Consider the following 3551-nt stretch of genomic DNA (forward strand, 5'->3'; position numbering starts at 1 on the left):
AGGAGCATGGCTCCGGCCTGCCACACATCGTCATACAGGCCCCATTCCCTCAATCCATTGATGAATATGGCATCCACTTCCTGTAGAATGGTAACTTTCTCCCTTGTTACGTCTCCCAAAATCCGGATAGCCAGGCCGGGGCCGGGAAATGGGTGTCTTCCCAGCCGCTCATCAGCGATCCCCAGGGTAGCACCTACCCTTCTCACCTCATCCTTGAACAGCATTTTCAGGGGTTCTACCACTTTTAATTTCATATAATCAGGGAGCCCGCCCACGTTGTGATGGCTTTTGATGGTAGCCGAAGGCCCACCGGAAGCTGAAACCGATTCGATCCTGTCCGGATAGATGGTCCCCTGTCCGAGCCATTTGGCATCCTCCACCTTATGAGCCTCATCATCAAAGACATCGATAAAAACGCCCCCGATGATCTTTCGCTTCTTTTCGGGATCCTCTTCTCCGGCAAGTGCATCCAAAAAGCGTGCCGAAGCGTCTACCCCCTTTACATTGAGGCCCATATACTTGTATTGTTCCAGCACTTCTTCAAATTCATTTTTCCTCAGCAAGCCGTTGTTGACGAAGATACAATGCAGGTGATTTCCGATGGCTTTGTGTAAAAGAACGGCTGCTACCGTAGAATCAACACCCCCGGAAAGCCCCAGGATCACTTTGTCATCCCCTATTTCTTTTTTAAGGCTCGCTACCGTAGTTTCCACGAAGGCATCCGGGGTCCAGGTCTGTTCCAACCCGGCTATGCCCACGAGAAAATTTTCCAAGAGCTGTTTTCCGTCCGTTGTGTGATAGACCTCAGGGTGGAACTGAATGGCATATATCTTCTCGTCTGCGATCTTGTAGGCAGCGTTCTCCACATCTTCTGTACTCGCGAGCAATTCTGCCCCTTCAGGCAATTTTTGTATCGTATCGGAGTGGCTCATCCAAACCTGGGAACCCACAGAGATGTTCCTGAAAAAGGGTTCCCCGTCTTTGATCGTAGCGAGCCTGGCCCTGCCGTATTCCCTGGTCTTGGATGGGGCCACATTTCCTCCGTGAAAATGGGCTATATACTGAGCTCCATAACACACACCCAATAGAGGGATCTTGCCTTTGATCCCGTCGAGATTGGGATGAAGCGCTTCTTCAGACCGAACAGAGAAAGGCGAGCCGGAAAGGATGACCGCCTTGTACTCCAAAAGGTTTTCGGGAAGATGATTATAAGGCTTTATTTCGCAGAAAATATTCAATTCCCTGACCCTGCGTGCTATGAGCTGGGTGTATTGAGATCCGAAATCGAGGATGAGAACGTTGTTTTGCATGGCCAAAAATAGCAATTTGAGGTATTTTCAGCCTAAGTTTTTTCGTTATTTATCCCCCACTTATCAACGCAGAACTTCCCTTTGTCAGTACCTGTTCATATTTGTCCGGGGGCAGGATCAAAAAAAAAGCCCTGACCCCTACGGTCAAGGCTTTTCAAATCAAAAACCAACCTAAACACATGAATTTTTATGACACTCTGCTAATTCTCTTTTTCAAAGCAATTTCTTATAGAACAACTCATCTTTAAAAAACCCTACCCCGAACATTAAAATTTTTATATTTAAGCATAATTTTCCAGAGGATGATAAATACGTACTTAGAGGAAGTCAAGGTAGAACTACAAAAAGGAGCCACCCATAAAGACCATCCCTTCAGATATTTCACACTGGCCACCGTGGGCCTCGATCAGGTCCCCAGATTGCGTACCGTAGTCCTCAGAAAAGTATCCGATGACCTGAGGATGACCATTTATACAGACAGGCGTTCCAAAAAAATGATTCATTTGAAGGAAAATAAAAAAGTCGGTCTTCTTTTCTACAATCCCGACACCCTCACCCAGATCAGAATTGAAGGTCCTGCCCTCATCGTTCAGGATGAGGAGGCTAAGAAAAAATACTGGAGCGGGATAGACAAGAATGCGCAGAAGGACTATACTACGACCTCTGCACCAGGCACGAGCCTGGCCAGTCCGGAAAAACTGGATTACCTGGAAGACGAGGACCATTTTTGCATTCTGGAGATCGTTCCTTTTAAGATCGAGTATCTCCGGCTCAAACGTCCCAATCATATCCGGGTGCGCTATTCATGGGAAGACGGCCGGTGGGAAGGGGAATTTATTGTCCCCTGAAATCGGCTCAGTCCTTTAATGTGTCCAGGATCAATTTGATATCTTCCACGGTGGTATCCGGGTTGATAAAGCAAAACCTCAGCACTGTTTCGTATCCCTTTTCGGTTTTCCATTGGGTAGGAGTCACCAGGGCAATGCCCTCCCTGTGATTTCGGTAGGTCCAGTCGCGATACCTCTGCGGATCCCACCCTTCTCTCCGGAACAGGACACAAGACAGGCTTGGCGGCCTGACCAGCGATAGATCTGACCTTTGCTCGATGAGCTCTCCCGCGATGTTTGCCAGGGAAATCCCCCTCTCAACTGCCCACTTGTATTTATCGGTGCCATGGGTCGCCAGGGAGAACCAAAGGGGCATACCCCTTAACCTTCGGGTAAGCTGGATCTGATAATCGGCGGGATTAAAGCCGCTGGCGCCTTCATCCTTAAAGATATCTAGGTAAGACCCCTCCTGTTTATGTGCCTCCAGAGCCAGGGACGGATCCCGGTAGAGGACCGCGCCGCAATCGTAGGGGGAGAAAAGCCATTTGTGCGGATCAATGGTAATGCTGTCTGCTTTCTCAATTCCGTCAAAGAGGTGTCGCACAGAATCCGCCGCCAGGGCACCGCCTCCATAGGCCGCATCCACGTGGTACCACAACCCCTCTTCCCGGCAAACCCCTGCTATCCCCTCCAGGTCATCTATGATACCTGCATTGGTCGTCCCACCCGTGGCTACCACAGCGAATAAATTTTGTCTTTTTTCCGCAGGCAAGGAACGAATCTCCCGGCGGAGCAGATCGGCCGTAAGCCTGTCCTCCGTCTCTACCAGGTGCACATCGGCATCTATGACCTTGGCCATGGCCTTGATGGAGGAATGCGCCCCTACCGAGGTCATGATCAAACCCTTTCTGTTCACATGTGCAGCAGACCTCCTCCAATATTCCCTGGCCGTTACCATGGCCGACAGGTTGGCAGCAGTACCCCCACTGGTAAAGACCCCAAAGGCACCATCTGGCATTCCTGTGAGGGAGATCAGCCATTTCATAGCCTGGTTTTCGCAAAAAATACCTCCCGCCCCTTCCATCCAATAGGCTCCGTGAACGCTGGAAGCAGAAGTGACCAGGTCAAACATCACCGCCGCCCGGGTAGGAGACGCCGGCACAAAGGCCAGGTGCCTTGGGTGGTCTATAGGCACGGTCGACTTAACAAGTACGTCCCTAAAGAGCTGAAAGGCCCTCTCCCCCCCAATCCCTTTGGGCGTGATGGTCTCCCCTACCAAGTCGAATAATTCTTCTTCTTTTTTTATGTCCCCCAGGGAGGGGGACACATTGGTAATCCTGTTGATGGCGTATTTCATGACATCCAGGGTCATTTCCACCAAATCTATGTCGATATTGTGCATACGGTGCATTTA

General features: G+C 50.0%; 3 protein-coding genes. 1 reads left to right on the top strand and 2 read right to left on the bottom strand.

The annotated features are described in order from the left end of the window. Positions 1-1310: glutamine-hydrolyzing GMP synthase (gene guaA, locus ABYP73_RS12295; RefSeq protein WP_372974523.1), on the bottom strand; the 1310-nt coding region annotated here is incomplete at its 3' end. 302 nt (positions 1311-1612) lie between these two features. On the opposite strand from guaA, the gene ABYP73_RS12300 reads away from it, so the two are divergent. Beyond that, on the top strand, positions 1613-2158 hold the full coding sequence (locus ABYP73_RS12300; protein WP_372944704.1) for a pyridoxamine 5'-phosphate oxidase family protein: 546 nt from the start codon (positions 1613-1615) through the stop codon (positions 2156-2158). A 7-nt stretch (positions 2159-2165) separates the two neighbouring features. Here the strand turns inward: ABYP73_RS12300 and ABYP73_RS12305 are convergent, their stop codons facing one another. Then, positions 2166-3539 carry an aspartate aminotransferase family protein gene (locus ABYP73_RS12305; protein ID WP_372944703.1) on the bottom strand — a complete coding sequence of 458 codons (1374 nt, stop codon included), beginning with the start codon at positions 3537-3539 and terminating at the stop codon, positions 2166-2168. Between the last annotated feature and the right edge of the window lie 12 nt (positions 3540-3551).

The sequence above is a fragment of the Muriicola sp. genome (genome assembly GCF_041567615.1).
Taxonomy (GTDB): Bacteria; Bacteroidota; Bacteroidia; order Flavobacteriales; family Flavobacteriaceae; genus Muriicola.